We start from the raw sequence: 22,312 nt of genomic DNA, 5'->3' as shown, positions 1-22,312 counted from the left end.
TCGTCGGAGGAAAGTCCGCGGGGTGCCTTGGTAGACTGCCGGGCACGAAGAGGAGAGGCGGATGGCGAGCTGGGACATTTTCTGTAGCGTGGTCGACAACTATGGCGACATCGGCGTCACCTGGCGCCTGGCTCGCCAACTGGCCGCCGAGCACGGTCAGGCCGTGCGCCTGTGGGTGGACGAGCCGCAGGCCTTCGCCCGGATCTGTCCGCGGGCGGACCCGGTGGCGCACGTGCAGTGCCTGGATGGGGTCGAAGTGCGTGCCTGGGGCCGACCGTGGGCACCGGTGGCGGCCGCCGATGTGGTGATAGAGGCCTTCGCCTGCGAACTGCCGGAGGCGCACCGGCAGGCCATGCGCGAGCGCAAGCGGCCGTCCCTGTGGCTGAACCTGGAGTACCTGAGTGCCGAGGAATGGATCGGCAGTTGCCACGCATTGCCGTCGCTGCAGGCGTGCGGGCTTTCCAAGTACTTCTTCTTTCCCGGGTTCCGCGAGCCCAGTGGCGGCCTGTTGCGCGAGGCCGGCCTGCTGGAACGTCGGCGCCGTTTCCAGGCCTCCGTCTCGGCGCAGGATGAGTTTCTCGCCTCCCTCGGCGTGCGGCGGAAGGTTGGCGAGCGACTGATTTCGCTGTTTGCCTACGAAAACCCGGCGCTGCCTGGCTGGCTGGAACAACTGCGCGACGCCCGCCAGCCGAGCCTGCTGCTGGTGCCGGAAGGGCGGGTGCTGGCGGATGTCGCCGATTGGCTGCGGGTGGCTACCCTGGCCGTCGGGGACGTCCACGTGCGCGACGCGTTGCGGGTCCAGGTGCTGCCGTTCATGGCGCAGGACGACTACGATCGCCTGTTGTGGTGCTGCGACCTGAACGCGGTGCGCGGCGAGGATTCCTTCGTTCGCGCGCAGTGGGCGGGACGGCCGCTGCTCTGGCACATCTATAGACAGGAAGAGGAGACGCACCTGGCGAAGCTCGAGGCATTCCTCGAACTCTATTGCGCCGGCCTGCCCGCCGACCTGGCGGAAAACCTGCGCACCTTCTGGCTGGCGTGGAACGCCGGCGGTGGACTTGCCGGGGCCTGGGAGGGGCTGGAGAGGCAACTGCCCGAGTGGCGTCGGGAAGCGCAGCGCTGGGCCGACGAACAGGGCATGCGTCCGGATCTTGCGGCAAGGCTGGTGCAATTTTACGCAGATTGGCTATGATACGCGGCCTGATTTTTTGTCTTTCATCCATCGGATATTCGTATGAAAACCGCTCAAGAGTTCCGCGCCGGCCAGGTTGCCAACATCAATGGCGCTCCCTGGGTCATCCAGAAGGCCGAGTTCAACAAGTCCGGCCGTAACGCTGCCGTCGTCAAGATGAAGCTGAAGAACCTGCTGACCGGCGCCGGTACCGAGACCGTGTTCAAGGCCGACGACAAGCTGGAGCCGATCATCCTCGATCGCAAGGAAGTGACCTACTCCTACTTCGCCGACCCGCTGTACGTCTTCATGGACAGCGAGTTCAACCAGTACGAGATCGAGAAAGACGATCTGGAAGGCGTGCTGACCTTCATCGAAGACGGCATGACCGACATCTGCGAAGCCGTGTTCTACAACGACAAGGTGATCTCGGTAGAGCTGCCGACCACCATCGTTCGCCAGATCGCCTACACCGAGCCGGCCGTCCGCGGCGACACCTCGGGCAAGGTGATGAAGACCGCGCGCCTGAACAACGGCGCCGAGTTGCAGGTTTCCGCGTTCTGCGAAATCGGCGACTCGATCGAGATCGATACCCGCACCGGCGAGTACAAGTCCCGCGTCAAGGCCTGACCCTTTCGCGCGACGAGAAAAAGCCCGGCATTCGCCGGGCTTTTTCGTTTCCGCTGTCCGCCGCCGCGGCGCGGAGAGTCGGAAGCTTCAGACCGACACGTTCAGGCGTACGTCGATATTGCCGCGGGTAGCGTTGGAGTAGGGGCAGACCTGGTGGGCGGCGGCTACCAGCGCTTCGGCGGCTTCGCGCTCCAGGCCCGGCAGGTTGATGTGCAGTTCGACCTCCAGGCCGAAGCCGCCGGGAATCTGGCCGATGCCGACCTTGCCGGTTATCGAGGCGTCGGCGGGAAGGGTCTGCTTGCGCTGGCCGGCAACGAACTTCAGGGCTCCGATGAAGCAGGCGGAGTAGCCGGCGGCGAACAGTTGTTCCGGGTTGGTGGCCGCGCCGCCCTGGCCGCCCAGTTCGCGCGGAGTGCTGAGTTTCACGTCGAGCACGCCGTCCGAGGATACCGCACGGCCGTCACGGCCTCCGGTGGCGGTTGCGGTTGCGGTGTAGAGAGCCTTGATGGTTTGCATGAGAGTCACCTGTCTGATTTGTACGTTAAGTTCTTGCGCGCTAAGTAAGTGCGTGAAGTAAAATTTATCGTCATGTTATTTTGTGCGCAAGACAAATCGTTGGAAGATTTGGCGATAAAAACCAGACAGGTAGGTATAAGCCCCTCAATCCGGTGCTTGCAGGTTACCGCGCAGGGCCAGCAGCTCATCCTTTAGGGCGACCAGTTGTGGCAAGTCGAGGCCGGTACTCTCCAGGATGCAGGCGGGAATGCTCTCGGCCTGTCGCTGCAGGGCGCGGCCCTTGTCGGTCAGGCGCAGCAGGACTACCCGCTCGTCTTCGCTGCTGCGAGTGCGGGTAATCAGACCTTCGCCCTCCAGGCGCTTGAGCAGAGGCGTGAGCGATCCCGGGTCGGTAAGCATGCGTGCGCTGATTTCGCCCACGGTCAGGCCGTCGCGTTCCCACAGCACCAGCATGGCGATGTACTGCGGATAGGTGAGGCCGAGCGCTTGCAGCAGGGGCTTGTAGACCTTGGTCATCTGCAGCGAGGTGGAATACAGGGCGAAGCACAGCTGGTTGTCCAGCTTGAGCTGCTCGCAAGGGGTGGTGGGCAGTCGGGACATGGCTGTCTTCCAAGTAAGTAGGGCACTGTGCATGAATTTAGCGTAGTGGCTATTGGCTTTCCAGGTTTCCCGCCGGGTGGTGTCCTCAGCGCTCGCCGAGACGCTGCTGCAGGGCCTGGTCCCAGGGCGGCGGAAAGCCGAAGCGCTCGCGGAGGAAAGCCAGCAGCAGACGGGTTCGCGAACTGGCTTCGCGTTCCAGGCGCAGGGCATAGATGCAGGTGGGCTCGGCGGCGGGCAAGCCGTCGTCGCAGAACAGCGCCTGCAGTTCGCCGCGCAGCAGGTACTCGCTGCACAACCAGGTCGGCAGGTGGGCGATGCCGAGGCCGGCCAGCGCCGCGTCGACCATCGCTTCGGCGTTATTGGTGGCCAGCCGCGCCCGTTTCGGCCGCAGGTGCTGGAGCTTGCCGTCGTGCTGGAAGCGCCAGGCATAGGGTGGCGACAGGTTGTCCCAATCGATGCCGGCATGCTCCGGCAGTTCGCCTGGGGATGCGGGAACGCCGTGTTCGCGCAGGTATTCCGGGCTGGCGCAGACCACCCGCACCATCGGCGCTAGCGAGGTGGCCACCAGGCGGCTGTCGGGTAGCGGGCCGGCGCGCAACACCAGGTCGACCTCGCCGAGATGTTCGCCCTGCAGGTCGATGAAGCTGCCGATCAGGCGCAATTGCACGTCGAGGCCGGGGTTGGCCTTGAGGAAGTCGGCGACCGCCGGGGCCAGGTGGCGGCGGCCGAAGGGCACCGGCGCATCGATACGGATCAGGCCCTGCGGCGCGGTGCTCAGGGACACCGCTTCGGCACGGGCCAGGCGCAGTTCGGTGACGATCCGCCGGGCGCGGTCGGCGAAGGCCAGGCCGGCCGGAGTAGCGCGCACCGCATGGGTGGTGCGCACCAGCAGAGTGCTGCCGACGGCGCGTTCCAGGGCGTCCATCCGGCGCGCCACGGCGGACGGGGTGAGCGGGTGCTTGCGCGCAGCGGCGGAGAAGCTGCCGCCATCGAGGACATCGAGGTAGAGAACGAACTGTTCGCTGAGGGTATCGGGCAACATGCTCATGCCTTTGCGTAATTGGCATAGCCATTGTGCTTTCTTGTGCGTTTCCCATCCAGCCACGCTTGCCTAGCATGGAGGCGTCGAAAGAGGGGCTGACATGCTGGATGTATTTCTCGATTTCCTGCTGGGGATGGTGCTCGGTTGCCTGGGCGGTCTGTTCGGGATAGGCGGCGGCTTGCTGGCGATCCCGGCGCTAGGGGTGATCTTCGGTCTCGACCAGCAACTGGCGCAGGGTACCGCGCTGGTGATGGTGGTACCGAACGTGGTGCTGGCGTTGTGGCGCTACCACCAGCGCAACCGCATCGATCCGCGCCAGGCCGGAGTCCTTGCCCTGACCGGCCTGCTTTGCGCGTTCCTGGCGTCCAGCGTGGCCGCGCGGATCGATGCGGCGCGGATGCGCGAAGCGTTCGTGATCTTCCTCCTGGCGCTGGCCGGCTACATGTTCTGGCGCCTGTTCCGGCGCCCGCCGCAGGGCGGCGCGACGCCGCGCTACGGTTTGCCCTGGATGGGCGTGCTGGGCCTTGGCGCGGGCTCGCTCGGCGGGCTTTTCGGGGTCGGTGGCGGGGTGCTGGCGACACCGGTGCTGACTTCGGTGTTCGGCCTCGCCCAGGTCGTCGCCCAGGGCCTCGCGCTGGCCCTGGCCGCGCCGAGCACGGCGGTGGCGCTGGGGACCTACGCCATGCACGGCCATGTCGACTGGCGGATGGGGATCCCCCTGGCGCTGGGCGGCCTGCTGAGCATTTCCTGGGGCGTGAGGCTGGCCCACGCCTTGCCCGAGCGCAGCCTGCGCATGGCCTTCTGCGCCTTCCTCGCATTGTGCGCGGTGCTCCTGCTGGTGCGCGGTTGAGTCAGAGACGGAAGCCCTCGCCGATGTATTCGGCGAGTTTCTCGGTGACCGGTGACTGGCTGTGCGGGTTGCGCATCAGCATGATGCTGGCCGAGGGCAGGGCGGGCAGGCCCTCGCTCTCGTCGAGGATGCGCAGGTTGCCGGTGAGCAGGCTGCGCAGTTGCACGGTCACGGCGAGGCCGGCGCTGACCACCGCGAACAGCGCCGACAGGCTGGGGCTGCTGTAGGCGATGCGGTAGTCCAGTTCCGCCGCCTCCAGGGCGTTGCAGGCCCAGGCCCGGCAAAAGCAGGTGGTGTTGAACATGGCCAGCGGGATCGGCCGCTGGTCGTGGGGGCAGAAGCCCTCGGCGGCCATCCAGACGAAGGGCTCCTGGCGCAGCAACTGGCCGATCTCGGTGCCCGGCTCGCGGGTAACGATGGACAGGTCGAGGTCGTTGCGCGCCAGCAGGTTGAGCGAGGTGTCGCAATGCACCTCGACCTGCACCAGCGGATAGGCTTCGGCGAAGCGCGACAGGATCGCCGGGAGGAAGCGCATCACGTAGTCGTCCGGGGTGCCGATGCGCACCGAACCGACCATGTGCGGGCGGCGCAGGGTGTTGAACACCTCGCCGTGCAGCTTGAGGATCCGCCGGGCATAGCCGAGCAGCACCTGGCCTTCGGCGGTGAGGCGGGTCTGCCTTCCGTCGCGCTCGAACAGCGAGCGCTGCAGGACGTCCTCCTCGAGCCGCTTCATCTGCATGCTGACCGCCGACTGGGTGCGATTCAGCGCCTCCGCGGCGCGGGTGAAACCACCGTGCTCGGCGATGGCGACGAAGGTGCGGAGCAATTCCGTATCGATGCCGGGCTGGTAGCTCATTCATCAATCTCCAAGATGCATTGCATAAGAATGATTCGTTGGATTGATCCTATGCCTGGCGGGACACTGTGCCTATCCCGAACGGAGGGCAAGACGATGAAAGGTCAACAGGATTATTTCGGCAGTCACTTCCACGCTGCATCCCATCCCGCCTCGACCGCTGCGCCGTCGTTGTGGCGTCGCTGGCGGCGCTGGTTGCAGTTGGCCCGCGAGCGCCGGGAACTGCTGAGGATGAGCGACGAAGCGCTGAAGGACCTCGGCCTGAGTCGGGCGGATATCTTCCAGGAGGGCGAGCGGCATTTCTGGGACGACCCGCTGCGTCGGCATTGAGCGAACCGCAGCGGCGCGCCAGGCTGGCACGGCGGCGGAGGCGCGATAGACTCGCAGTCTCCTTCATCGACTGGGGCGCTCCATGAGTCTTTCGCTTTCCCTCGCCGAAGCCCGCCGCCTGGCCCTGGCCGCGCAGGGCTTCGACGGTCGGAGGACGCGCCGCAGCGTGCAGCGGCGGCATCTGCGCGAAATGCTCGCGCGCCTTGGCCTGTTGCAGATCGATTCGGTGAATGCGCTGGTGCGCTCGCACTACCTGCCGCTGTTTTCCCGTCTCGGTCCCTACTCCATGACGCTGCTCGACGAGGCGGCCTGGAGTGTCGGCCGTCACCGCCAGTTGTTCGAATACTGGGGGCACGAGGCCTCGCTGCTGCCGCTGGAACACTACCCGTTGATGCGCTGGCGGATGCGCCAGGCCGCCGACGGCCAGGGCATCTACCAGCAACTGGCACGTTTCGGCCGGGAACAGCAGCCACTGATCCGCCAGGTGTTGCAGGCGGTGCGCGAGCAAGGCGCGCTGGGTGCCGGCAGCCTGAGCACGCGGCAGGAGCGGGCCGGTCCCTGGTGGGACTGGAGCGCGGAAAAGCATGCGCTGGAATGGCTGTTCGCCGCCGGCGAGCTGACGGTGGCCGGGCGGCGCGGCTTCGAGCGGCTCTATGACCTGCCGGAGCGAGTGTTTCCCGCGGAATTGCTGGCGCGTCCCGAGCTTTCGGAGGCACAGGCCCAGCGCGAGCTGTTGCGGATGGCGGCGAGCGCCCTGGGCGTGGCCACCGAAAAGGACCTGCGCGACTACTATCGGCTGAGCCCGGCGCAGAGCCGCGCGCGCCTCGCCGAACTGGTGGAGGCTGGCGAGCTGCTGCCGGTCCGGGTCGAGGGCTGGAGCCAGCCGGCCTACTGCCCCGGCGAACCGCAGGTGCCGCGGCGGCTAGGCGCCAGTGCCTTGCTCTCGCCCTTCGACTCGTTGGTCTGGGAGCGGGCGCGGGCCGAGCGCCTGTTCGATTTCCGCTATCGCCTGGAGATCTACACGCCGAAGGAAAAACGCGTGTACGGCTACTACGTGCTGCCATTCCTGTACAACGGCCGTCTGGTCGGCCGCGTCGACCTCCGCGCCGAGCGGGCGCGCGAGCGCCTGGCGGTGCATGCGTTGCATGCCGAGGCGAACGGCATGGACGATGCCGCCCTGCACGAGCTGGCCGAGCAACTGCGCAGCATGGCCGCCTGGCTGGGCCTGGCGACGGTGGCGATCGAGGGGCGCGGGGAGTTGGCGGCACGCTTGCGCGGGGTGCTGCTCTAGCGAGCGCTCCCGCCGGGCGGCGGGAGCGGCCGCGGCGCGCTCAGCGGCGCACCTGCTTCAGGGTTTCGGCGATCAGGAAGGCCAGCTCCAGCGACTGGTCGGCGTTCAGTCGCGGGTCGCAGTGGGTGTGGTAGCGGTCGCTGAGGCCGTCTTCGGTGATCGGTCGCGAACCGCCGATGCACTCGGTGACGTTCTGCCCGGTCATCTCGATGTGGATGCCGCCGGCGTAGCTGCCTTCGGCCTGGTGCACCTCGAAGAACTGGCGGACTTCGGCGAGCACGCGGGCGAAGTCGCGGGTCTTGTAGCCGCTGGAGGCCTTGATGGTATTGCCGTGCATCGGATCGGAACTCCACAGCACCTGGCGGCCCTCGCGCTGGATGGCCTGGATCAGGCGCGGCAGGTGGTCGCCGACCTTGTCGGCACCCATCCGCACGATCAGGTTGAGGCGGCCCGGATCGTTGTCCGGGTTGAGAATATCGATCAGGCGGATCAGCTCCTCGCTGTCCATGCTCGGCCCGACCTTGACCCCGATCGGATTGCCCACGCCGCGCAGCATCTCGACATGAGCGCCGTCGATCTGGCGGGTGCGGTCGCCGATCCAGAGCATGTGCGCCGAGCAGTCGTACCACTCGCCGGTCAGGCTGTCGCGGCGGGTCAGGGCTTCCTCGTAGTTCAGCAGGAGCGCTTCGTGGGCGGTGAAGAAGCTGGTTTCGCGGAGCTGCGGCGCGCTGTCCAGGCCGCAGGCGCGCATGAAGGCGAGGGTCTCGTCGATGCGGTCGGCGAGTTGCTGGTAGCGCTCGGCCAGCGCCGAGTTGGCGATGAAATCGAGGTTCCAGCGGTGCACCTGGTGCAGGTCGGCGAAGCCGCCCTGGGCGAAGGCGCGCAACAGGTTGAGGCTGGCGGTGGACTGGTGGTAGGCCTGCAACAGGCGCTCCGGGTCCGGCACGCGGCTCTTCTCGTCGAAGCCGATGCCGTTGACGATGTCGCCGCGATAGGCGGGCAGGGTCACGCCGTTCTGCGTTTCGTCGCCGGAGGAGCGCGGCTTGGCGAACTGGCCGGCCATGCGCCCGACCTTCACTACCGGGCAGCCGGCGGCGAAGGTCATTACCACCGCCATCTGCAACAGTACCTTGAAGGTATCGCGGATCTTCGCCGCGGAAAATTCGGCGAAGCTTTCCGCGCAATCCCCGCCCTGGAGCAAGAAGGCGCGTCCGGCGGTGACTTCGGCGAACTGCCGGCGCAGCTCGCGAGCCTCGCCGGCGAAGACCAGCGGCGGGTATCCGGCGAGGGTCTGCTCGACCCTGGCCAGGTGCGCGGCATCGGGGTACTCGGGTTGTTGCTGGATCGGCTTGGCCCTCCAGCTCTCGGGGCTCCAGGACTGGCTCATCTACGACTCTTGGCAATGCTCGGGAAAGCGGATTGCGGCATGGTAGAGCAGCTCGCCGCAGCGCCGCCAGCGATCGTTGCAATAGCGGAAATCCATCGTCGGGCCGGCTTTGCTATGCTGTGGTGCTTTTGCCGGAGCGCCTGGCGATAGCCGGCGAAGCGGCGGGGGAGGTGAGTGGTGAGCGAAGAACGTCTGCTGGTCGAGGAGCGCGACGAATACGGGGTCATCCGGGTCATCGAGTCCGGCGACTATCGCTTCCTCGAGTTCGGCGACGGTGTCGAGCAGAGCTGCGTGTTCATGCCCGATCCAGCCTGGCTGGAATACGACTACACCCGCGCCATGCTGCTCGGCGGGCTCTGCCATTCGCAACCGCGTCGCGCGTTGTTCCTCGGTTTCGGTGCCGGCAGCCTGACCCAGGCCTGCCTGCGCCACCTGCCGCTGGAGGAGGCCGAGGCCATCGAGCTGCGCCCGGCGATTCCGCGCCTGGCCCGCGAGCATCTGGGGCTGCGCGACGACCCGCGCCTGCGATTGCGCATCGGCGACGCACTGGAGAGCCTGGGCGAATGCGCGGAGGCCGACCTGATCTTCCTCGACCTCTATACCGATACCGGCCCGTCGGCCGCGCACCTGGCCTGGAATTTCCTCGGTGCCTGCCAGGAGCGCCTCGCCGAGGATGGCTGGCTGGTGATCAACCAGTGGAGCGGCACCGATGGCAAGCCGCTGGGCGCGCCGCTGCTGCGCGGGCGCTATCACCATCATTACTGGGAGTGTCCGGTGGCCGAGGGCAACGTGGTGATGCTGGTGCCGGCGAACCTGGCCCTCGAACTCAACCAGGAAGCCCTGCGGACGCGTGCCGCGGCGCTGGAGCCGCAACTCGGCTATTCGTTGCAGGGCTATATCGACAGCCTGCGCCCGGCCCAGTAGCCAGGGCGCGCGGACAAGGGCCCGGCTAGCGTCCTTCGAAGCGTCCCGGGCGGCGTTCCTGGAGAGCGCGCAGGCCTTCCTTGGCGTCCTCGCTGTCGAGCAGGCGCCTGGCGGCTTCCGGCAACGCAGCGGCGGCGACCGCTTCGCCTTCCAGCAGGGCCTGGCGCGCCGAGCCGAGGGTGGCGCGCACGCCCAGCGGCGCCTGGGCCGCGACCCGTTCGGCGAGGGCGATGGCGTGGTCGAGGAGGTCCTCCGGGGCGGTGACTTCCTGCACCAGGCCGAGACGATAGGCTTCGTGGGCGTCGAATTCGTCGCCGGTGAGCAGCCAGCGCATGGCGTTGCCCCAGCCGGCGACCTGGTGCATGCGCAGTGTCGCGCCACCGAACGGGAGGATTCCGCGCTGCACTTCGAGTTGGGCGAAGCGCGCGTTGCTGGCGCAGAGGTTGATGTCGGCCGCCAGCATCAGTTCGATGCCGATGGTGTAGCAGTAGCCTTGCACGGCCACCACCAGCGGCTTGCTTGGACGCCGGCCGCCGAAGGTGCCCCAGGGATCGACGGCGCCTTCGGGGAGTTTCCAGCCCTGGCGGAAGGTCTCGCCGACATTGGTCAGGTCCAGCCCGGCGGTGAAATGCTCGCCGTGGGCGAAGAGCAGGGCACAGCGCAACTGGTCGTCGGCCTCGTATTCGCCGAGCGCGGCGACCAGGTCGTCGAGCATCGGCAGGTCGAAGGCGTTGCGCTTGGCCACTCGGTCGAGGCCGAGCAGCAGCAGGTGGCCGCGCCGTTCGCGGCTGATGCGTCCTGGGAGGGTGTCGTTCATGCGGCGGTTTCCTGGCGGGGGCGGGCAACGTCGGTATAGACGTCTGGAATCGGGATGTCCATTGTCAGTCTCTCCGATGACGCATGTCGGAAAAAACGCACACAAACGTCAAAATTCCGGTATGATGCGCGCCGGTCAAAACTGACCCCGTTCAGGACCTGCATTTTTCGGAGCGCTGTGCTCTGGCTGTGTATCCGCTCTGCGGATTTCCTTTACGTAATCTTCTAATTCAAAAGCAATCTCGCAAATCCCCGCCCCAGCTGCCTGGGTGGCCGTTTCGGCCGTACAGGGCATGAGCAGCCATGGGTCATGGGTCTTTGCGGATGTATACGAGGCAAACCCATGACTCAGGAAACCGTCGGCTTCGCCGCGCTCGGTATTCACCCCAATGTGCTCGCGGCAATCGTCGCCGTAGGCTACGAAGAGCCTTCGCCTATCCAGGCTCAATCGATTCCGCTGATCCTCGAAGGCCACGACATGATCGGCCAGGCGCAGACCGGTACCGGCAAGACCGCCGCGTTCGCCCTGCCGCTGCTGTCGCGCATCGACCCGAGCCGCCGCGAGCCGCAGATGCTGGTGCTGGTGCCGACCCGCGAGCTGGCCCTGCAGGTCGCCACCGCCTGCGAAACCTATTCCAAGCAATTGCCGGGCGTCGGCGTGGTCGCCGTCTACGGCGGCGCGCCCATGGGGCCGCAGCTGAAGGCCCTGCGCCAGGGCGCACAGATCCTCGTCGCTACCCCCGGCCGCCTGTGCGACCACCTGCGCCGCGACGAGAAGCTGCTGGCCACCGTCCAGCGCCTGGTGCTCGACGAAGCCGACGAGATGCTCAAGCTCGGCTTCATGGACGACCTGGAAGTGATCTTCGAGGCGCTTCCCGAATCGCGCCAGACCGTGCTCTTCTCGGCGACCCTGCCGGCGTCCATCCGTGGCATCGCCGAGCGCCACCTGAAGCAGCCCAAGCACGTCAAGATCGCCGCCAAGACCCAGACCGTGGCGCGCATCGAGCAGGTCCACCTGATGGTCCATGCCGACCAGAAGGCCGGTTCGATCCAGCGTCTGCTGGAAGTCGAGCAGTTCGACGCGCTGATCGCCTTCGTCCGCACCAAGCAGGCCACCCTCGACTACGCCGAATTGCTCGAGCGCCAGGGCTACCGCGCCGCCGCGCTCAACGGCGACATGCCGCAGGCCCAGCGCGAGCGGGTCATCGAGTCGCTGAAGGACGGTTCGCTGGACATCGTCATCGCCACCGACGTTGCCGCCCGGGGCCTGGACGTACCGCGCATCACCCACGTGCTGAACATCGACATGCCCTACGACCCCGAGTCCTACGTGCACCGCATCGGCCGTACCGGCCGTGCCGGCCGGGAAGGGCGCGCGCTGTTGCTGGTGACTCCGCGCGAGCGGCGCATGCTGCAGGTGATCGAGCGGGTCACCGGGCAGAAGGTCGGCGAAGTCCGCCTGCCGGATGCCGAGACCGTGCTGGAGGCCCGCCTGGCGCGCCTGGCCGCGAGCCTGACGCCCTTGCTCGACAGCGCCGTCGAGCAGCGCGGCGCGGTGCGCGACGAGCTGTGCCGTCGCCTCGGCTGCGATGCCGAGACCCTGGCCGCCGCATTGCTGGCACGCCTGACCGCCGGCAAGGCGCTGGACCTGGAGTCGGTGCGCCGCGAACAGCCGCTGACCCCATCGGCACCGCGCGAGCGTGCCGACCGTGGCGAACGCGGCGAGCGTCCGGAGCGCAGCGGCGAGCGTCGTCCGATGGCGCCGCCGAGCGAAGGCCGTGCCCGCTGCCGCACTGCCCTCGGCGCGCGCGACGGGGTTGCGGCGAAGAACCTGCTGGGCGCGATCCTCAACGAGGGCGGCCTGTCCCGCGAGGACATCGGTCGCATCCAGATTCGCGATACCTTCAGCCTGATCGAGCTGCCCGAGGCCAATCTCGAGCGCCTGCTGACCAAGCTCAAGGACACCCGCGTCGCCGGCAAGGCCCTGCGCCTGCGCCGTTATCGCGAGGACTGAGGTCCAGCGCGATGAACAAAAGCCCCGCTTCGGCGGGGCTTTTTCATGGGCTTGATGTTTGCTGGCCAGACTGTTTTTCGCGCCTGCCCCGGCTTCTCGTTTCGTCACCCCGGGCGAGTCCCTTTGGCAAGCGTCCTGAAGGAAACAAAGGACTCGCCCAGCCGCCAGGGCAGGCACCACGTCGTGCATGTCAGACCTGCACATACCGAGGCCCTGATCCGCCGCCTATCCATGACATCGCGGATAACGCCTATGGCGTTATTCGCGCTACAGGACTATGTCGCTCGCGATTTCCTGGCTGCCAGCCGAGTCCACCCAGCTTGCGGCGGGAAGCCGATGCTCTCCGCCAGTCCCCCGAGAAACCCTGTCAATCGAAGCGATAGATATCCATCCCCAACGAGCCCAGGGTAAAGCCGCTGTGCTCGACGCGCATCCCGCCGCCGCCCGCGCCGCGGGCGAAGAACAGTGGCAGCAGGTGCTCGTCGCTGGGGTGGTTGCGCGCCGCCCAGGGCGCCTGCCGGCGGTAGTCGTGAAGCGCGGCCTCGTCGTCGGCCTGGAGCTTTTCCACCATCCAGTCACGGAACTCCCGCGCCCAGGGCGCGATGGCTTCCGGCCCGGCGCGCCAGTCCAGTTCGCCCAGGTTGTGGGTGATGCTGCCGGAACCGATCAGCAGCACGCCTTCCCCGCGCAGTTGGCGCAGGGCCTGGCCGACGCGGCTCTGCAGGGCCGGACCGAGGCGGCTCGGCAGGGACAGCTGGAGCACCGGGATGTCCGCCTGCGGGTACATCAGGCTCAGCGGCACCCAGGTGCCGTGGTCGAATGGTCGCTGTGGGTCGGCCTGGGCCGGCAGGCCGGCGGCCTGGAGCAGTTCGATCGTCCGCTGTGCCAGCGCCGGCTCGCCTTTGGCCGGGTAGCGCACGGCGTAGAGGGGCGGCGGAAAGCCGTAGAAGTCGTGCCAGATATCCGGCACTGCGGCGCCGGTTACCCGCAGGTCGTCGCTTTCCCAGTGCGCGGAAACCACCAGGATCGCCTTCGGCCGCGGCAGCTCTGTAGCCAGGCGGCGCAGTTGTACGCCGCTGGCGCCCGGTTCGAGGGCGAGCATCGGTGAGCCGTGGGAAATATAGAGAGTCGGTAGCATGATTCACCTCGTGACTCGGATGAGCCATGTTCCTCCCTCGATCAATCGAAAACCAGTATATGTTTTTGAGGATACCTATCGACCCAGGCGTTAGGTCGCGGTCTCGCGCGCTACGCCGGTTGGGCTTTCCGCCCAGTAGCGCCGATCGTCGAGGATCGCCCGGTCACGCTCGAACGCCAGGGGCAGGCGTTCCCTGAGGAAGTCCACCCAGGTGCGGATCTTGGCATCCAGGTAGCGCCGCGAGGAGTACAGCACGAACACCTCGCGGACATGCAGTCGATGGCCCGGCAGTAGCCGCAACAGGCTGCCTTCCTGTAGCGCGCGGGCGGCGACGAAGCCGGGCAGCAGGCAGACGCCGAGCCCGGCCGCGGCGGCGGCGCAGGCGGCCTCGGGAAGGTTGACCTTGAGCGCCTCGTCGAGATCGAGCAGCGTTTCGCCGCGTTCGCCGACGAAGGCCCAGCCCTGCGGGCAGGACGGCGCGGCCACGTTCAGGCAGCGATGCCGCAGCAGGTCCTCCGGCGTGCGTGGCACGCCATGCCGTGCCAGGTATTCCGGCGCGGCACAGACCACGCTGAACACCTGGCCGAGATCGCGGGCGACCAGGGTCGAGTCCGGCAAGGTTCGGCCGAGGGTGATCAGCACGTCCAGGCCTTCCTCGAGCAGGGCCGGGGTGCCCTGGGCCAGCGTGAGGTCGACGGAGACGTCCGGATGGCCGTCCAGGTAGTCCACCAGTAGCGGCATCAGGTGCTCGAGGCCCAGTTCGGTCACCGCGTGGAGGCGCAGGCGACCGCTGGCGTGGGACTGGCTGTCTTCGACGTCCGCCGCGGCGGCGGCGACCGTGCGTAGGATCTGCTTGCAATGCTCGTAGTAGCGCAGACCGCTTTCCGTCACCACGACGCTGCGCGTATTGCGTTGCAGCAGGCGCGCCGAGAGCGCCTGTTCGAGCCCGGCGACCTGGCGCGAAACGGTCGCCGGAGAGGTCCCCAGCGCCTGGGCGGCCTGGGTGAAGCTGCCGTGCTCCACCACGCGGACGAAGGTCCGGATACCTTGCAGCAGGTCCATTTCCAACTCCTTCGCCGGTCCGCGCCCGGCGCCGTCTCAGCCCGACGCCGGGTCGGACGTTGGGCTCCAGCCGCCGCCCAGCGCCTTGTAGAGGTTGACCAGGGTCAGCGACACCGCTTCGTCGCTGGCGACCTGCTGTTCCTGGTTGTCCAGCAGTTGCCGCTGGCTGTCGAGCACGCTGAGGAAGTCCACCGCGCCGGCGCGGTATTGCTCGCGGGCGCTCTGCAGGGCGCGGCGGTTCTGCGCCACGGCTTCGCCGAGGCGCTCCTGGCGGCGCTGGTTGGCGGCGTAGTCGTGCATCGCGTCGTCGACTTCCTGCCAGGCACGCAGCACGGTGCGCTGGTAGTCGATGGCGGCTTCCTGCTGCTGTGCCTCACGTAGCTCCAGGCGTCCGCGCAGGCGTCCGCCTTCGAAGATCGGCAGGCTGAACGCCGGGCCGATGGCGAACTGGCGATGGTCCCAGTCGCCCAGGCTGGACAGTTGCAGGGATTCGAAACCGAAGTTGCCGTTGAGCGTGATGCGCGGATAGAAGTCCGCCTTGGCCACGCCGATGCTGGCGGTAGCGGCGTGCAGGCGCGCTTCGGCACGGCGGATGTCGGGGCGGCGCTGGGCCAGTTCGGACGGCAGGCCGACCGGCACGCTGCCCGGCGGACGCGGAATCTCCCGCGCCGGGCCGAGTTCGGCGAGCAGGCTGCCGGGGCTGGCGCCGACCAGGTAGCCGAGGGCGTTGACCAGGTGCGCCTGGTTCTTTTCCACCTCGGGCAGGCGTGCCTCCATGCTGGCCACCTGGGCCAGCGCCTGGGCTACCTCGAGGTCGGTAGCGACGCCGTTGGCCAGGCGCGTGCGGGTGAGTTCCAGGCTGCGCCGTGCGGTCTCGAGGTTGTCGCGGATGATCGCCGCACGGTTCTGTTCGCCGCGCAACTGGATATAGTCGCGCGCGGCTTCCGCCAGCACCGAGACCTGCTCGTCGCGCAGTTCGTTCTCGCTGGCTTCCACCGTCGCGTCGGCGGCTTCCAGCTCGCGTCGCACGCGGCCCCAGAAGTCCAGCTCCCAGGAGGCGTCGAAGCCGGCCAGGGCGTGGTTGTAGTTGCCTTTGCCGGCCTTGCCGGAGGGATCGAACAGGCCGGCGCTGGTGGTCCGCTGGCGCTGGTAGGTGCCGCTGGCGTCCACCGAGGGCAGGGCGTCACCGCCGAGGCTGCGACGGATCGCGCGGCTCTGCTGCAGGCGCGCCGCGGCGCTGCGCAGGTCGAGGTTGGCACGCTGGACCCGTTGCAGCAGGGCGTTCAATTGCGCGTCGTCGAACAGCGTCCACCATTGGGCTGCGAGCGGCGCGGCGGTGAGGTGGCTGGGGTTGCCGGCAGCGGCCTGGAGCGACCATTCGCCGGGCGCAGGGCGGTCCGGGCGGGTGAAGTTGGGGCCGAGGCTGCAGGCGCCGAGCGCAAGGCTGGCAATAAGCAGGAGCGGAGTGCCTTTCATTGCTGGGCGACCTCGGCGGAGCGGGTGCCGGTCGCGGTGTCGATCCGTGCTTCCACCGACATGCCCACACGCAACTTGCCCGCCATGGCCTGGCGCGGCTCGAGAACGATCTTCACCGGGATCCGCTGGACCACCTTGGTGAAGTTGCCGGTGGCGTTGTCCGGGGCGATCGGCGCAAAGCTCAGGCCGGTGGCCGGTGCGATGCTGTCGACATGGCCGCGCAGAACCTTGCCGGGGAAGGTGTCGACGCGGATTTCCACGGCCTGTCCGGGAGAGACGTGGGTCAGTTGGGTTTCCTGGAAATTGCCGACCACGTAGGCCTGCTGCAGGGGCACCACTGCCAGCAGCGCGCTGCCCGGCGTGACATAGGCGCCGACGCGCAGTTGGCGGCGACCGACCTGGCCGTCGAAGGGGGCGCGGAGTTCGCAGTAGGAGAGGTCCAGGCGGGCCTGGTCGCGTCGCGCCTGCATGCGTTGCAGGTCGCCACGGGCCTGGCCGACGCGGGCTTCGAGGACGCTCACCTGCTTGCGCGTGGCATCCACCGCGGCCTGGCCCTCGGCCAGCCGGGCGCTGGCGGTATCGATCCGCGATTGCGCCTGCTGGGCGTTCTGCAGGCTGCCGGCGCCCTTGCTGGCGAGGGTCTGGTAGCGGCTTTGCTCGTGACGGGCGAAGACCAGCTCGGCCTGCTCGGCGCGGACCTTGGCCCGCGCCTGTTCGATCAGCGCCTGCTGGCGTTGCAGGTTGGCCTCGGCATTGGCCAGGTTGGCCTCGGCACCGAGCACGTCGGCTTCGGCGGCGGCCAGGGCGGTGCGGAAGTCGCGGTCGTCGAGGCGGGCGAGCAACTGGCCGGCCTTGACCGGCTGGTTGTCCTCGACCAGAACGTCCTGGACGAAGCCGGCGACTTTCGGCGCGACCAGGGTGAAATCGGCGTGCACATAGGCGTCGTCGGTGCTCTGCACGACCCGTGGGGCGAGCAGGTGGAACAGCAGGTAGACCAGTAGGGTCAGGACCAGCAGGGCGGCGAGCAGCAGGCTGCCCTTGCGCGAAGTGATGAACGACATACAGCGACCTTTCAGTGTGTGGGAGCGACCGGGCGGGGCGGGTAGGCCCGTTGCGGCAGGATCGGAATCAGGATCAGCAGGGCGCAGGCCAGGCCGGCCATCGCCAGCAGCACGTCGGCGTTGCCCAGCACCTGGGCCTGTTGGCGGGCCTGTTCGGCCAGGTGCTGCCAGTGCGCGCCGGAGTCGGCGCCCGGTTGCAGGCCGGCGATCTGTTGCAGGCGCAGTTCGACGGCCTGGGGCGCATTGCCCAGGTGATCCACCAGGCGGTTGGAGTGGTAGTGCTCGCGGGCGGTGCCGAGGGCGCCGATCACCGCGGTGGCGACTACCCCGGAGAAGCCGCGGACGGTGTTGAACCAGGCCGAGGCGAAGGGTCCCTCGATGGGCGCGATGACGCTGGTGGAGAGCATCAGCAGCGGAATCACCGCCATCGGCTGGCCGACCACCAGTAACAGCATCGGCAGGTAGAAGTCCTCGCGCACCCAGTCCGCCGTCAGTTGGCTGAAGCTCAGACAGGCACCGGCGCACAGGCACAGGCCGCAGGCCAGCACCCAGCGGCAGTCGACCCGCGGGATGTTGCAGAGGGCCGCCACCAGCGGCAGCGCGACGAGCTGCGGAAGGGCCACCAGCAACACCATGGGTACGCTCTGCAGGGGGCGGTAGCCGCGGATCTCGGCGAGGAATTCGGTCGGCACGCCCATGCTCGCGCCGAGCACAACCAGCACGCCGGCCAGGGTGATCAGGGCGAAGGTCAGGTTGCGGCGCTTCAGCAACTGCAGGCGGAAGAACGGCAGCGGGTGGCTCCATTCGTTGACCAGGAACAGCCCCAGCAGGAGGCTGCCGCTGCCCAGCAGCAGGCAGATCAGCGGCGACTCGAACCAGTCCAGGCGTTCGCCTTGCAGCAGACCGATCACCAGGGCGCAGATCGCCGGGAAGCCGGTGAGCAGGCCGATGCCGTCGAACTGGCGGAAGCGTTCCAGGCGCACCGGGTCCTGGGGGATGCCATGGGACACCGCGGCCATCGCCACCAGGCACAGTGGAATGACCTGCCAGAACACCCACTGCCAGCCGACGTATTCGAACCAGAACGCCGCCAGTGGCAGGCCCAGGTTGGGCCCGAAGGTCGCGGTGAGGGCATAGGCGCCCAGGCCATAGAGCTTTATCCCGGGTGGCAGGAAGCGTAGCGCCACGGTCATCAGCATTGGCGGCAGGCAGCCGGCCATCAGCCCTTGCAGGGTGCGCAGGACCAGCAGGCTCTCGAGGTTCGGCGCGAACGGACAGAGCAGGGCCAGCAGGGCGAAGCCGCCGATGGCGAAGAGCGTGAAGCGACGCAGGGAAAAGGTCACCGAACACCAGGGCGCGAATGCCATGGCGGCGACCTGGGTGGCTTCGTAGAGCACGGTCAGCCAGGTGCCTTCGTCATGGCCAATGGCGAGCGCGCCGCGCACATCGGTCATGGCGATCTCGGTGACATGACCATTGAGACCGGCGGTGAGCGAGGCGAGCAGCACGCCGAGCAGGCCTACCACGATGCGCGCGCCGAAAGGCTGGGCGGCGGGGGCTGCGGTTGGCGTCGGCTGGCCGAGCGGGGTGGCGAGCGAAGTCATCGCGACCTCGCTACGGCGAGGGTGGGGAAACAAGGCATGGGCGGAAACTCTTCTGATTTCCGCCGCAGTCTAGGAGCGTCCCGGTAGTGTGAAAATTGAAATGATCGAAATGAATCAGTGCATTTTGTGCATCTGTTTCAGTTGGAGCCAAGCAGCGGATGGGGATCGCTCTGCACTTCCTCGCAAATCCGCTTGATCGTTTGCCGGAACCAGCGGTGCGCGGGATCGTTGTCGAAGCGTGGATGCCAGGCCTGGACCACCATCACGGTCTTCAACGGCACCGGGATGTCGAACTGGCGCAGGCCCAGGCCCAGTCGGTTGGCCCGCCACAGGGAATGCTCGGCGATCGGCAGCAGCAGGTCGGAGCCGGGCAGGGCGAAGATCGCCGAGTGGAAGGTCGGGCTGATCAGCTTGACGTCGCGCTTCAGGCCGAGTTCTCCCAGGGCCTGGTCCAGCGGTCCATGGTTGAGGCCACGACGCGAGACGGCGATATGCGGAAAAGCGACGAAGCGCTGCGGAGTGATCTCGCCGTCGAAGATCGGGTGCCCCTGGCGGGCCAGGCCGACGAAGCGGGTGGTGAGCAACTGCTGGGTCTTGACCTCGGGTTCCATCCAGGACGAGGCGCCGATATAGAGGTCGATGCGGTTCTGCCGCAGTGCCTCGTCGTCGATGTCCGACTCCTGCACGAAGCGCAGGGTGCAGCGCGGCGCCTCCTCGGCGAAGATCTCCAGCAGGCGTATCGACAGACCGCCGACCAGGGTGTTGTTGGAACGCAGGGTGAAGCAGCGCTCCAGCTTGTCCAGTTGGATGGTCTCGCGAGTGTTGAACAGGTCGCGGGCCTGGTCCACCAGTTGCCGGACCTGCTCCTGCAGTTCCAGGGCACGGGGCGTGGGCACCAGCTTGCGGCCGGCGCGGACCATGATCGGGTCGCCTACCGCCTCGCGGATCCGTGACAGGGTACGGCTCATCGCCGGTGGGCTGAGGTGCATGCGGCGCGCGGCTCCGACCACGCTGCCCTCTTCGAGAAGAACGTTGAGGGCGACCAGGAGATTCAGATCGGGAAGATGCATGGAGTGGAAGTATAAGCACGCTGGCATGCGCAGGGTGCAGTCTTTCGTTCTCCCAGGCGTGCGTTCGCTGCATTGCTGGATTGCGTTCGCGGTGCCTTTACGCGCACCGGTGGCTGCCGAAGAATGCCGGTGCACGCTCTATCCGAGGATTTGCCGATGTTCCATACGCTCCTGGTCGCCATCGACGGCGGCCCGCAGACCCGTCGCATTGCCGAGCTGGCGCGGCAGGCCGCCGCGCCGGGCGCGCGGGTCCACCTGCTGTGCGCGGTGGACGCCGGCTATGCGTTGCCGGGCCGGCCGACGCTGCTCGACTATCCGCCCGCCGCGCACGAGTGCGAAGAGGCCCGGCAGGTGCTCGACGAGGCTTGTGCGCTGCTAGCCGGGTGCGAGCTGGAGGTACGGGCCGAGCTGCGTGCCGGCGACCCGGTGCAGGTGATCCTGGGCGAGGCGCGGCGCCTGGGCTGCGAGCTGATCGTCATCGGCCATCGGCACCTGGGACGGCTGGAGCGCCTGCTCGATCCTTCGGTCGGCGACCGGGTGATCCGCGAGGCGCCGTGTCCGGTGCTGGTGGAAGTGCGCGAGGGAGATGCGCAGGGGAGTTGACCTGCCGGCCGATTGTCGCCACCTTGCGGTTTTTCCCACGAATGCGGAGGACAGGATGCAGGCGGATTTTTGGCACGCCCGCTGGGCGAACAACCAGATCGGCTTCCACCTGGACGAGATCAATCCCTACCTGATGCGCCACCTGTCGCGGCTGCGACTGCAAGCGGGCGAACAGATCCTGGTGCCGTTGTGCGGCAAGACCCTGGACCTGGCCTGGCTGGCCGCCCAGGGACTGGACGTGCTGGGGGTGGAGCTTTCGGAAAAGGCCGTGAGCGACTTCTTCGAGGAGCACGACCTGCGCCCCGAGATCGATCAACTGGATGGTTTCCGCCGCTACCGGGTCGCCGGCATCACCCTGCTGCAGGGTGATTTCTTCGCCTTGCAGGCAGAGCACCTGGCGCAGTGCAGGGCGTTCTACGACCGCGCCGCGCTGATCGCCCTGCCGCCGGAGATGCGCGAGCGCTATGCCGGGCATCTCCAGGCGGTCCTGCCGACGCGCAGCCTCGGCTTGCTGGTCACCATCGACTACCCGCAGGCGGAGATGGCCGGTCCGCCGTTCGCCGTGCCCGACGAGGAGGTGCGTGGCTACTACGCTGGCGGTTGGCGGATCGAGGAACTGGAGCGCGGCGACGTGCTCGGCGTCAACTGGAAATTCCTCGAGCGCGGGGTGTCCTGGCTGGACGAGGCCGTCTACCTGCTGGAGAGAGGCTGAAACGGGGCGCCGCGCGGCGCCCCGTCCATTTTCAGCGGAGTTCGTCGACCAGTACCGCAAGGGTGCTCAGGACGTCCTGGCCGAGCCGCTTGGAGCGGGCGCCGGACCAGCCGGTCCCGGGCTCCGGGTTGTCGTCGTGGTCCTTGAACGGCATCTCGATGGTGAACGCCAGGCAGTCGTAGGTCTGCCCGACGAAGTTGCAGGCCAGCGCCAGGTTGGCCTGGCCCGGCGCACTGCGTGGGTAGCCATGGCGGATCTGGAATTCGCCGCGCGCCATCAGTTCCTCGCGGAAGCGTTGCTCGAGCCGTTCCAGGCGGGGCGTATAGCCCGGGTTGCCCTCGCAGCCGGCGGCGAATACGTGGGGGATTTCCTCGTCGCCGTGGATGTCGAGGAACAGGTCGACGCCATGGCGCTTCATCTCCTGCTGGACGAACCAGACTTCCGGGCTGCGCTCGGCGCTCGGCTCCAGCCAGGCCCGGTTGAGATCCTGGCCGGCGGCGTTGGTGCGCAGGTTGCCGTGGAACGCGCCGTCCGGGTTCATGTTCGGCACCAGGTACAGGTCGGCCTTTTCCAGCAGGCGCTGCATTTCCGTATCGTCCGGCCGCTGCAGGCGCTCGATCAGGCCTTCCATGAACCATTCGGCCATGTGTTCGCCGGGATGCTGCTGGGCGATGACCCACAGCTTCAGGTGGCTGTCGGGATGGCGCCTGACCCGCAGCAATTCGATGTCGCGGCCTTGCACGCTGGTGCCGACGGCGAGCCGTTCGACGCCCTCGATGCCGAGCGCACGTTCGACCAGGCGGGCATGCCGTTCGCGGCTGTAGGGCTCGAAGTAGGCGAAGCGGACTTCGCTTTCTTCCGGTTCCAGCTGGAAATGCAGGCCGTCGGCGTCGTATTGCGACGGTACGCGGAACCAGCGTTCGCCATCGTACGAGGCGACTGCCTGGTAGCCGCTCCAGGCATGGCTGTAGGCCGACTGGCCGGCGTTGACCAGGGTGAAGCGGTGCTCGGTGGCGGCAGCCATGCCCTCGACCTTGAAGTGGAACCACTGGAAATGCTGGCTGGCCAGGTCGGGACGGATCGCCAGGCGGATCCGGCGGGGATCGCTGGCATCGATGACCTGGATGTTGCCGCTGTCGAAATCGGCGCGGATCTGCAT

Annotated in this window: 22 protein-coding genes; 9 read left to right on the top strand and 13 right to left on the bottom strand. The window is 67.6% G+C overall.

Annotation, left to right across the window (positions count from 1 at the left end; genetic code table 11):
- Window positions 1–61 precede the first annotated feature (61 nt).
- Both earP and efp read left to right on the top strand, forming a co-directional pair.
- Window positions 62–1,192 carry an elongation factor P maturation arginine rhamnosyltransferase EarP gene (gene earP / locus HMPREF1224_RS16550; protein ID WP_003114754.1) on the top strand — a complete coding sequence of 377 codons (1,131 nt, stop codon included), beginning with the start codon at window positions 62–64 and terminating at the stop codon, window positions 1,190–1,192.
- Window positions 1,193–1,234: 42 nt separating this feature from the next.
- Window positions 1,235–1,801: an elongation factor P gene (efp, locus tag HMPREF1224_RS16545; protein WP_003090942.1), complete on the top strand. Its 567-nt coding sequence runs from the start codon at window positions 1,235–1,237 to the stop codon at window positions 1,799–1,801.
- 87 nt (window positions 1,802–1,888) lie between these two features.
- Here efp and ohrR (HMPREF1224_RS16540) read toward each other — a convergent pair whose 3' ends face one another.
- From ohrR (HMPREF1224_RS16540) to HMPREF1224_RS16530, 3 genes are all read right to left on the bottom strand, one after another.
- On the bottom strand, window positions 1,889–2,317 hold the full coding sequence (gene ohrR / locus HMPREF1224_RS16540; protein ID WP_003104171.1) for an organic hydroperoxide resistance protein OhrR: 429 nt from the start codon (window positions 2,315–2,317) through the stop codon (window positions 1,889–1,891).
- A gap of 144 nt (window positions 2,318–2,461) precedes the next feature.
- Complete coding sequence (ohrR, locus tag HMPREF1224_RS16535) at window positions 2,462–2,917, bottom strand: hydroperoxide stress response transcriptional regulator OhrR (protein WP_003090940.1); 456 nt, start codon at window positions 2,915–2,917, stop codon at window positions 2,462–2,464.
- Window positions 2,918–3,002: 85 nt separating this feature from the next.
- Window positions 3,003–3,959, bottom strand: a complete 957-nt coding sequence (locus HMPREF1224_RS16530) for a LysR family transcriptional regulator (protein WP_003104167.1) — start codon at window positions 3,957–3,959, stop codon at window positions 3,003–3,005.
- 100 nt (window positions 3,960–4,059) lie between these two features.
- Between HMPREF1224_RS16530 and HMPREF1224_RS16525 the strand changes: the two genes are divergently transcribed.
- Window positions 4,060–4,809 (top strand): sulfite exporter TauE/SafE family protein, encoded by a 750-nt coding sequence (locus HMPREF1224_RS16525; RefSeq protein WP_003114755.1) that lies wholly within the window; start codon window positions 4,060–4,062, stop codon window positions 4,807–4,809.
- Window position 4,810: 1 nt separating this feature from the next.
- On the opposite strand, the gene HMPREF1224_RS16520 is transcribed toward HMPREF1224_RS16525, so the two are convergent.
- Window positions 4,811–5,665 (bottom strand): LysR substrate-binding domain-containing protein, encoded by an 855-nt coding sequence (locus HMPREF1224_RS16520; protein ID WP_003114756.1) that lies wholly within the window; start codon window positions 5,663–5,665, stop codon window positions 4,811–4,813.
- A gap of 96 nt (window positions 5,666–5,761) precedes the next feature.
- Here HMPREF1224_RS16520 and HMPREF1224_RS16515 point away from each other — a divergent pair, with 96 nt between their 5' ends.
- Together HMPREF1224_RS16515 and HMPREF1224_RS16510 are read left to right on the top strand one after the other, a co-directional pair.
- Window positions 5,762–5,995: a DUF1127 domain-containing protein gene (locus HMPREF1224_RS16515; RefSeq protein ID WP_003104163.1), complete on the top strand. Its 234-nt coding sequence runs from the start codon at window positions 5,762–5,764 to the stop codon at window positions 5,993–5,995.
- 82 nt (window positions 5,996–6,077) lie between these two features.
- Window positions 6,078–7,286: a winged helix-turn-helix domain-containing protein gene (locus HMPREF1224_RS16510; RefSeq protein WP_010793170.1), complete on the top strand. Its 1,209-nt coding sequence runs from the start codon at window positions 6,078–6,080 to the stop codon at window positions 7,284–7,286.
- Window positions 7,287–7,326: 40 nt separating this feature from the next.
- Here HMPREF1224_RS16510 and HMPREF1224_RS16505 read toward each other — a convergent pair whose 3' ends face one another.
- Window positions 7,327–8,673, bottom strand: coding sequence for a class II 3-deoxy-7-phosphoheptulonate synthase (locus tag HMPREF1224_RS16505; protein WP_003104160.1), 1,347 nt, complete (start codon window positions 8,671–8,673; stop codon window positions 7,327–7,329).
- 174 nt (window positions 8,674–8,847) lie between these two features.
- On the opposite strand from HMPREF1224_RS16505, the gene HMPREF1224_RS16500 reads away from it, so the two are divergent.
- Window positions 8,848–9,597, top strand: coding sequence for a spermidine synthase (locus tag HMPREF1224_RS16500; RefSeq protein WP_012613926.1), 750 nt, complete (start codon window positions 8,848–8,850; stop codon window positions 9,595–9,597).
- Window positions 9,598–9,622: 25 nt separating this feature from the next.
- Here HMPREF1224_RS16500 and HMPREF1224_RS16495 read toward each other — a convergent pair whose 3' ends face one another.
- On the bottom strand, window positions 9,623–10,414 hold the full coding sequence (locus HMPREF1224_RS16495) for a crotonase/enoyl-CoA hydratase family protein (RefSeq protein WP_010793169.1): 792 nt from the start codon (window positions 10,412–10,414) through the stop codon (window positions 9,623–9,625).
- Between the two features lie 309 nt (window positions 10,415–10,723).
- Between HMPREF1224_RS16495 and HMPREF1224_RS16490 the strand changes: the two genes are divergently transcribed.
- The gene (locus HMPREF1224_RS16490) at window positions 10,724–12,427 is read left to right on the top strand and encodes a DEAD/DEAH box helicase (protein ID WP_003119873.1); all 1,704 of its coding nucleotides are present in this window, start codon (window positions 10,724–10,726) and stop codon (window positions 12,425–12,427) included.
- 367 nt (window positions 12,428–12,794) lie between these two features.
- Here HMPREF1224_RS16490 and HMPREF1224_RS16485 read toward each other — a convergent pair whose 3' ends face one another.
- The 6 genes from HMPREF1224_RS16485 to HMPREF1224_RS16460 form a co-directional block, all read right to left on the bottom strand.
- The gene (locus HMPREF1224_RS16485; protein WP_003106098.1) at window positions 12,795–13,565 is read right to left on the bottom strand and encodes a DODA-type extradiol aromatic ring-opening family dioxygenase; all 771 of its coding nucleotides are present in this window, start codon (window positions 13,563–13,565) and stop codon (window positions 12,795–12,797) included.
- 90 nt (window positions 13,566–13,655) lie between these two features.
- Window positions 13,656–14,627 (bottom strand): LysR family transcriptional regulator, encoded by a 972-nt coding sequence (locus HMPREF1224_RS16480; RefSeq protein ID WP_003106096.1) that lies wholly within the window; start codon window positions 14,625–14,627, stop codon window positions 13,656–13,658.
- Between the two features lie 36 nt (window positions 14,628–14,663).
- Window positions 14,664–16,103 (bottom strand): efflux transporter outer membrane subunit, encoded by a 1,440-nt coding sequence (locus HMPREF1224_RS16475; RefSeq protein WP_010793168.1) that lies wholly within the window; start codon window positions 16,101–16,103, stop codon window positions 14,664–14,666.
- Window positions 16,100–17,164: an HlyD family secretion protein gene (locus HMPREF1224_RS16470; RefSeq protein WP_009876715.1), complete on the bottom strand. Its 1,065-nt coding sequence runs from the start codon at window positions 17,162–17,164 to the stop codon at window positions 16,100–16,102. The genes HMPREF1224_RS16475 and HMPREF1224_RS16470 overlap by 4 nt, the downstream gene beginning before the upstream one ends.
- 11 nt (window positions 17,165–17,175) lie before the next feature.
- On the bottom strand, window positions 17,176–18,768 hold the full coding sequence (locus tag HMPREF1224_RS16465) for an MFS transporter (protein ID WP_003106090.1): 1,593 nt from the start codon (window positions 18,766–18,768) through the stop codon (window positions 17,176–17,178).
- A gap of 137 nt (window positions 18,769–18,905) precedes the next feature.
- A complete protein-coding gene (locus HMPREF1224_RS16460) occupies window positions 18,906–19,865 on the bottom strand; it encodes a LysR family transcriptional regulator (protein WP_003143729.1) in 960 nt (319 codons plus the stop codon).
- Between the two features lie 129 nt (window positions 19,866–19,994).
- Between HMPREF1224_RS16460 and HMPREF1224_RS16455 the strand changes: the two genes are divergently transcribed.
- Both HMPREF1224_RS16455 and HMPREF1224_RS16450 read left to right on the top strand, forming a co-directional pair.
- Window positions 19,995–20,441 carry a universal stress protein gene (locus HMPREF1224_RS16455; protein WP_003106084.1) on the top strand — a complete coding sequence of 149 codons (447 nt, stop codon included), beginning with the start codon at window positions 19,995–19,997 and terminating at the stop codon, window positions 20,439–20,441.
- Between the two features lie 55 nt (window positions 20,442–20,496).
- Complete coding sequence (locus HMPREF1224_RS16450) at window positions 20,497–21,153, top strand: thiopurine S-methyltransferase (RefSeq protein ID WP_010793167.1); 657 nt, start codon at window positions 20,497–20,499, stop codon at window positions 21,151–21,153.
- Between the two features lie 31 nt (window positions 21,154–21,184).
- Here the strand turns inward: HMPREF1224_RS16450 and HMPREF1224_RS16445 are convergent, their stop codons facing one another.
- Entirely contained in the window at window positions 21,185–22,312 is a 1,128-nt protein-coding gene (locus HMPREF1224_RS16445) for a M14 family metallopeptidase (protein ID WP_003090916.1), read from the bottom strand.

The organism is Pseudomonas sp. P179 (assembly GCF_000478485.2).
Taxonomy (GTDB): Bacteria; Pseudomonadota; Gammaproteobacteria; order Pseudomonadales; family Pseudomonadaceae; genus Pseudomonas; species Pseudomonas aeruginosa.
Note: the sequence above shows the minus strand (reverse complement) of the source record. Positions and strands in the feature narration are given on the sequence as shown.

Excerpts from the sequence above, each read along its gene's own strand:
- earP (WP_003114754.1), top strand. The coding sequence starts at position 62 with ATGGCGAGCTGGGACATTTTCTGTAGCGTGGTCGACAACTATGGCGAC.
- efp (WP_003090942.1), top strand. The coding sequence starts at position 1,235 with ATGAAAACCGCTCAAGAGTTCCGCGCCGGCCAGGTTGCCAACATCAAT.
- ohrR (WP_003104171.1), bottom strand. The coding sequence starts at position 2,317 with ATGCAAACCATCAAGGCTCTCTACACCGCAACCGCAACCGCCACCGGA.
- ohrR (WP_003090940.1), bottom strand. The coding sequence starts at position 2,917 with ATGTCCCGACTGCCCACCACCCCTTGCGAGCAGCTCAAGCTGGACAAC.
- HMPREF1224_RS16530 (WP_003104167.1), bottom strand. The coding sequence starts at position 3,959 with ATGTTGCCCGATACCCTCAGCGAACAGTTCGTTCTCTACCTCGATGTC.
- HMPREF1224_RS16525 (WP_003114755.1), top strand. The coding sequence starts at position 4,060 with ATGCTGGATGTATTTCTCGATTTCCTGCTGGGGATGGTGCTCGGTTGC.
- HMPREF1224_RS16520 (WP_003114756.1), bottom strand. The coding sequence starts at position 5,665 with ATGAGCTACCAGCCCGGCATCGATACGGAATTGCTCCGCACCTTCGTC.
- HMPREF1224_RS16515 (WP_003104163.1), top strand. The coding sequence starts at position 5,762 with ATGAAAGGTCAACAGGATTATTTCGGCAGTCACTTCCACGCTGCATCC.
- HMPREF1224_RS16510 (WP_010793170.1), top strand. The coding sequence starts at position 6,078 with ATGAGTCTTTCGCTTTCCCTCGCCGAAGCCCGCCGCCTGGCCCTGGCC.
- HMPREF1224_RS16505 (WP_003104160.1), bottom strand. The coding sequence starts at position 8,673 with ATGAGCCAGTCCTGGAGCCCCGAGAGCTGGAGGGCCAAGCCGATCCAG.
- HMPREF1224_RS16495 (WP_010793169.1), bottom strand. The coding sequence starts at position 10,414 with ATGAACGACACCCTCCCAGGACGCATCAGCCGCGAACGGCGCGGCCAC.
- HMPREF1224_RS16490 (WP_003119873.1), top strand. The coding sequence starts at position 10,724 with ATGGGTCTTTGCGGATGTATACGAGGCAAACCCATGACTCAGGAAACC.
- HMPREF1224_RS16485 (WP_003106098.1), bottom strand. The coding sequence starts at position 13,565 with ATGCTACCGACTCTCTATATTTCCCACGGCTCACCGATGCTCGCCCTC.
- HMPREF1224_RS16480 (WP_003106096.1), bottom strand. The coding sequence starts at position 14,627 with ATGGACCTGCTGCAAGGTATCCGGACCTTCGTCCGCGTGGTGGAGCAC.
- HMPREF1224_RS16475 (WP_010793168.1), bottom strand. The coding sequence starts at position 16,103 with ATGAAAGGCACTCCGCTCCTGCTTATTGCCAGCCTTGCGCTCGGCGCC.
- HMPREF1224_RS16470 (WP_009876715.1), bottom strand. The coding sequence starts at position 17,164 with ATGTCGTTCATCACTTCGCGCAAGGGCAGCCTGCTGCTCGCCGCCCTG.
- HMPREF1224_RS16465 (WP_003106090.1), bottom strand. The coding sequence starts at position 18,768 with ATGACTTCGCTCGCCACCCCGCTCGGCCAGCCGACGCCAACCGCAGCC.
- HMPREF1224_RS16460 (WP_003143729.1), bottom strand. The coding sequence starts at position 19,865 with ATGCCAGCGTGCTTATACTTCCACTCCATGCATCTTCCCGATCTGAAT.
- HMPREF1224_RS16455 (WP_003106084.1), top strand. The coding sequence starts at position 19,995 with ATGTTCCATACGCTCCTGGTCGCCATCGACGGCGGCCCGCAGACCCGT.
- HMPREF1224_RS16450 (WP_010793167.1), top strand. The coding sequence starts at position 20,497 with ATGCAGGCGGATTTTTGGCACGCCCGCTGGGCGAACAACCAGATCGGC.
- HMPREF1224_RS16445 (WP_003090916.1), bottom strand. The coding sequence starts at position 22,312 with ATGCAGATCCGCGCCGATTTCGACAGCGGCAACATCCAGGTCATCGAT.